The 5,247-nt window shown below is 38.3% G+C and carries 6 protein-coding genes; all 6 read left to right on the top strand.

Annotated features, from left to right (window positions below; genetic code table 11):
* The first annotated feature begins 284 nt into the window (after window positions 1-284).
* The 6 genes from ACESM9_RS14160 (at window position 285) to ACESM9_RS14135 (ending at window position 5,143) form a co-directional block, all read left to right on the top strand.
* A complete protein-coding gene (locus ACESM9_RS14160) occupies window positions 285-1,058 on the top strand; it encodes a glycosyltransferase family 2 protein (protein WP_373000070.1) in 774 nt (257 codons plus the stop codon).
* Window positions 1,051-1,416, top strand: coding sequence for an SMR family transporter (locus ACESM9_RS14155; RefSeq protein WP_373000067.1), 366 nt, complete (start codon window positions 1,051-1,053; stop codon window positions 1,414-1,416). Before ACESM9_RS14160 ends, ACESM9_RS14155 begins: the two co-directional genes overlap by 8 nt.
* Window positions 1,417-1,476: 60 nt before the next feature.
* Window positions 1,477-2,904, top strand: coding sequence for an ArnT family glycosyltransferase (locus ACESM9_RS14150; protein ID WP_373000064.1), 1,428 nt, complete (start codon window positions 1,477-1,479; stop codon window positions 2,902-2,904).
* 268 nt (window positions 2,905-3,172) lie between these two features.
* On the top strand, window positions 3,173-3,985 hold the full coding sequence (locus ACESM9_RS14145) for a TIGR00266 family protein (protein WP_373000061.1): 813 nt from the start codon (window positions 3,173-3,175) through the stop codon (window positions 3,983-3,985).
* Window positions 3,986-4,049: 64 nt separating this feature from the next.
* On the top strand, window positions 4,050-4,637 hold the full coding sequence (locus ACESM9_RS14140) for a nucleoside recognition domain-containing protein (RefSeq protein ID WP_373000058.1): 588 nt from the start codon (window positions 4,050-4,052) through the stop codon (window positions 4,635-4,637).
* Window positions 4,634-5,143 (top strand): spore maturation protein, encoded by a 510-nt coding sequence (locus tag ACESM9_RS14135; protein ID WP_373000055.1) that lies wholly within the window; start codon window positions 4,634-4,636, stop codon window positions 5,141-5,143. Before ACESM9_RS14140 ends, ACESM9_RS14135 begins: the two co-directional genes overlap by 4 nt.
* Window positions 5,144-5,247: the final 104 nt, after the last annotated feature.

Genomic DNA, 5,247 nt, shown 5'->3' with positions numbered 1-5,247 from the left:
AAAACCATGTGTATCGCAGTAAACCAATATTTTAATGGGAATATAGAAAAAAGCAAGCTGTTGGATATATTAGGCAATAGATCCTTTTCATCAGGGGTGGATTGTGATGAAGAAGAACAGTTTCAATACTATGATCTAATATACAAATAGTTTTTATACATAAATAATCTTATTATGAAGATGATGCCAGCATGACTTTGGTTTCATAATTGTATAAAGTCCTCATTAAGTGAGAATCCTGTTAATACAATACTATTAACAGGATTATTATTTTGGAGGATATTATGGATTATTATATTATAGTAGGCTTGCCTGCATACAACGAAGAAGAAGCCATTCCAAAGGTCTTGGATAAGCTGCTTTTTCTCAAAGATATATATGGGGACAGATTCAGAATATTGGTGGTAAACGACGGCAGTACTGATAATACTGAGGAAATACTGAAGGAGTATAGGGAAAGCTATGACTTTATCAACTATATAAATCACAATGTGAATCAAGGTTTAGGCAGAGCTATTTATACTCTTTTTTATCATGTGAGCCATAAATATGGCAAAGGAGATATACTTGTTACTTTAGATGCGGATAATACCCACAGCCCTAAAATCATTCCCTTTATGGTGGATAAGCTGATAAAAGAGGAATTGGATGTAGTTATCGCCTCCAGGTTTGTGAAGGGTGGAAGGGAAATAGGGCTTTCAATGGAAAGAAAGCTATTGAGCAGAGGAGCTGCTGCTTTTCTAAAATTATTTTTTCCTATAGAAAATGTCCATGATTATTCCTGTGGCTTTAGAGTATATGATGTGGATTATCTGGACAGGGCAATTATGGCCTATGGAGGAGATTTAGTTACCTCCAGAGGGTTTGAATGCATGGCTGAAATATTAGCCAGGTTTAGCAAGCTTGGAGTTAGGGCAGGCGAATATCCTTTGGTTTTGGAATATAACCTGAAACAGGGTGAAAGCAAGATGAAGGTGCTGAGAACCATAAAAGGCTATTTAAGCCTTCCACTTAAGGTCAGAAAGCCCCAGCCAAAAAGGGGAGAGGTCTATGAATAGAAATTTGACGGAGATACTAATATCCGTATTGATGGGAGCTTTGGGACAAACCATATTGAAGCTGGGAGCAAATAAATTAGGCAATATTTCATTGTCTTTAAGTAATATAGTAAGAGATATACTACATATATTGATAATACCTGAGATACTCATAGGATTGATTCTTTTCGGCAGCAGCTTTTTGTTGTGGATAAAGGTTCTCACAAAATCAGACTTAAGCTATGCCTATCCTATGGTAAGCTTGGGTTATGTTCTTGTTGCATTGCTTTCAAAGTTCTTATTCAATGAGCCCTTTACTTTTAACAAAATTATCGGGATTGTGATGATTGTATCGGGAGTATTTATACTCAACAGTTGAAGGAGCCTTCATTCAGTAGAAGTAATAGGGTTGGGTTAGTTTAGTGATAGGGATGATGCAATGAATAATAAACGGTGGAACCTGATAGTAACCATACTGGTTTTTCTTTTTATTTTTGCAATTAGAATACCTCATATCAATAATTCGCCCTGTGAACAAGGAGATTTTTGGCGCCAGAGTGATACAGAATCAATAGCAAGAAACTTTCTTGAGGATAAATTCAATATTTTTTATCCTCAATTTAACTATGATGGAAAAAAGCCTAATTATGTCCAATTGGAATTTCAGATAACCACTTTTCTTATTGCCCTGCTGTATAAAGTTTTTGGCTATCACTATTATTTGGCAAGGCTTGTCCCAATAACATTTTTTATGGGATCTTCAATCTATTTGTATCTTATAGTTAAAAGATATTACGGCAATCCGGTGGCCTGGTATGCTATCATTGCCTATGCAATCATGCCCATTAATATATATTACACCAGAGCCATAATGCCTGAATCGGCAGCCTTGTTCTTTTTCATCGGAGCATTTTACTATTTTACAAAATGGTATGACAATGAAAAGTTGTCAACATTATTTATATCAGCTATTTTTACATGCCTATCCATATCCCAGAAAACTCCCACCATTTTTATTGGGCTTGCTATGATTTTTCTTCTCATAAAAAAATACAGATTCAGATTTCTGCTAAAGTGGGAACTCTGGATCTTTGCCCTCATCTCACTGCTGCCAAATATAATATATATTCAATGGTCCAGAAGCATAGCAGAATTTGATTATGTGACCAATATTGGTCTTCTTCACATAGTTCCTAAGAGTCTCAAAGCTTTTTTAGATATTGAGTCTTATAAGTTTGCAGGAGGAGAAATAGCTGCAGCCATATCCCCAGGGCTCATAGTACCAATTATTGCAGGTCTTATAGATTCCAAATGGACCAAGGATTACCCAATAATTTTCTGGACTGCAGCAATGCTTTTGGAAGTAATAGCTGTAGTAGCAGTGATAAAACTCAAATACTACTTTATCTTTACGACTCCCATTGCAGCTATATGGGCAGGAAAGAACCTGGGTAAGCTGGGAAATGGCAGGAGGATTATTTTTTCTGTACTTATGGGATTATCAGTACTGGCCATATGGAACTATAAAGGTTGTAAATCATTTTTTGTTGAAAAGGACAATATACTAAAACAGGCGGAGGTTATTAGAATGTACACTGAACAAGATGACTTAGTGGTGATCGGCACAGTAGAACCGACTTTGCTGAACCAGTCAAGGAGAAGTGGCTGGAGAGCAAATATAAAATACTATAAGGAAATTCCCACAGGAGCTGAGAAAGAGATACATTATCTAGTAGAAAAGGGAGCCAAGTATTTCAGCCCCTTAGGTGGTTATATATACGGAGACGATGGAAGCTACAGGAAGTACCTCGATGATAACTTTGAAAAGCTGGGGGAAGGAGATTATTTTATATACAAGCTGAGGTAGTATATTTGTTACGGGTTACAAGTTGCGGGTTGCGAGTTCCGAGTCTCGGATCCCGAGTCACGAGCTCTGCATTACGTATCACGAGTCCCGAGTCACGAGTCCCGTATCTCGAGTCATGACAAGGGATATGCATGCAACATGCTGCTAATAAATATTCATATTGGAGAACTTTTTAAAAAAAGATTGTCTGTGGGAATAATATGGTTTATTATGGAATTACATACATATAAACGTAAGCATTCATATTATATTTTTTAGGAGGGTTAAAATGAAAAAGGCGCATGAGGTTGATTTTCAACTTTATGGGGATGACATGCAGTTTGTAGAAATTCAATTAGACCCGGGAGAAAGCGTAGTGGCAGAAGCAGGAGCCATGATGTACATGAGTGAGGGAATAGTAATGGATGCCGTATTTGGCGACGGCTCTGATGCTGATGCTAAGAAAGGCTTTATGGACAAGATGTTGGGGGCAGGCAAAAGAGTGCTGACAGGAGAAAGCTTGTTCATGACAATGTTTACCAATAATGCCTATGACAAAAAATCATTGGCCTTCGCAGCACCATATCCAGGAAAGATAATAGCAAAGGATCTGGGAGCCTTGGGAGGACAGTTGATTTGCCAGAGAGATGCCTTCCTCTGTGCTGCAAGAGGTATACAGATTGAGATAGCATTCCAGAAAAATATAGGAGCAGGATTATTCGGCGGTGAAGGTTTCATAATGCAGAGACTTTTAGGAGACGGCCTTGCTTTTATGCATGCAGGGGGAACAATAATAGAAAAGGAACTGGCACCGGGAGAAGTCTTGAAGCTTGATACGGGATGTCTTGTAGCTATGACACCAAGCGTTGACTACAATGTAGAATTTGTAGGAAACGTGAAGAGCGCTTTCTTCGGAGGAGAGGGATTATTCCTGGCCACTTTGAGAGGACCAGGACATGTATGGCTTCAATCAATACCATTCAGCAGATTTGCAAACAAGATAATGGCAGCAGCCTCCAAAGGCGGTGGAGGCGGAAAGTCCAAGGGTGAAGCCAGCTTGTTAGGAGGCATCGGAATAGGAGATCTCTTCGGAAGAGATTAAGTGTAATAAAAAAAAATATCCCACCATAGATTTAACTAATAAATAATCTAGGGTGGGGTTTTTTGTGATCAACAAGATATGGTTTTTCATAATCGCATTTTCCATAGCCTTTGCTGCAACCAACGGAAAGCTGGAAGCTTTGAATGAGGAAATATTCACTTCATTAAAATCCTCTCTTGATATCTCATTGGGATTATTGGGAAATCTAATGCTCTGGTGCGGTATATTAAAGGCGGCGGAAAAGGCAGGTCTGGTAGAAAAGCTTGGTTCTATAATTAGACCTGTACTAGGTCTCCTGTTTAGGGATATACCAGAGAAAAGTGCTGCCATGGGGGCCATGGTTATGAATATAACTTCCAATATGCTTGGCCTGGGCAATGCGGCAACACCTTTTGGGCTGAAAGCCATGGCTGAGCTGCAAAAGTTCAATAGGGACAAAAGTACTGCTACCAATGCTATGGCTTTATTTCTGGTTATAAACGGCGCTCCAATCTGTTTGATACCCTCTACTGTGATGTCAATCAGGGCTTCTCTTGGCTCAAACAATCCTGGAGCTGTTATCATACCCTCCATAATCACTTCTATGGCAGCTTTGACTGTAGGAGTAATCTGTTGCAAGATATTTGAAAAAAGGGAGGGTAATATGGAATGAATATTGTGATACCCTTCATAATACTGTTTATGCTAAGCTATGGATACATAAAAGGCGTGCCTGTTTATGAGGCTTTTATTGAAGGAGCAAAGGAAGGCATGAATATAACACTAAGGATTTTTCCTTACATTGTGGCTATGCTTCTGGCAGTGGGCATGCTTAGAGCATCAGGAGGTTTGGCACTTATTGACTTAATATTAAGGCCTTTTACTGTCCTTTTAAAAATACCGGAGGAGATACTTCCCCTTATAATAATGAAGCCATTATCGGGAAGCGGTGCATTGGGTGTATTGGCAGATATATTGAAGCGTGTAGGACCAGATAGTTTGACAGGGATCATAGCTTGTACTATAATCAGCAGCACTGAGACTATCTTTTATACCATCACAGTATATTTCGGATCAATAGGCATAAAAAATATCCGCCATACACTGCTTGCAGCAATAATAGCAGATATTACGGGAATAATTGTAGCAATTGCAATTTGCAGCAGAATGTTTGGATGAGAAAATAAGCATTAAATTCAATATAGGAAAAATATAATTGACTAAATTATCAAGTTATTGTATATTCTATATATATGAGTTAAGAACTCTGAATCTGGATTTCG

It is taken from the genome of Lutispora sp., from assembly GCF_041687175.1.
Classification (GTDB): domain Bacteria; phylum Bacillota; class Clostridia; order Lutisporales; family Lutisporaceae; genus Lutispora.
This window is presented reverse-complemented; position numbering and strand designations above follow the sequence as displayed.

Excerpts from the sequence above, each read along its gene's own strand:
- ACESM9_RS14145 (WP_373000061.1), top strand. The coding sequence starts at position 3,173 with ATGAAAAAGGCGCATGAGGTTGATTTTCAACTTTATGGGGATGACATG.
- ACESM9_RS14150 (WP_373000064.1), top strand. The coding sequence starts at position 1,477 with ATGAATAATAAACGGTGGAACCTGATAGTAACCATACTGGTTTTTCTT.
- ACESM9_RS14135 (WP_373000055.1), top strand. The coding sequence starts at position 4,634 with ATGAATATTGTGATACCCTTCATAATACTGTTTATGCTAAGCTATGGA.
- ACESM9_RS14160 (WP_373000070.1), top strand. The coding sequence starts at position 285 with ATGGATTATTATATTATAGTAGGCTTGCCTGCATACAACGAAGAAGAA.
- ACESM9_RS14155 (WP_373000067.1), top strand. The coding sequence starts at position 1,051 with ATGAATAGAAATTTGACGGAGATACTAATATCCGTATTGATGGGAGCT.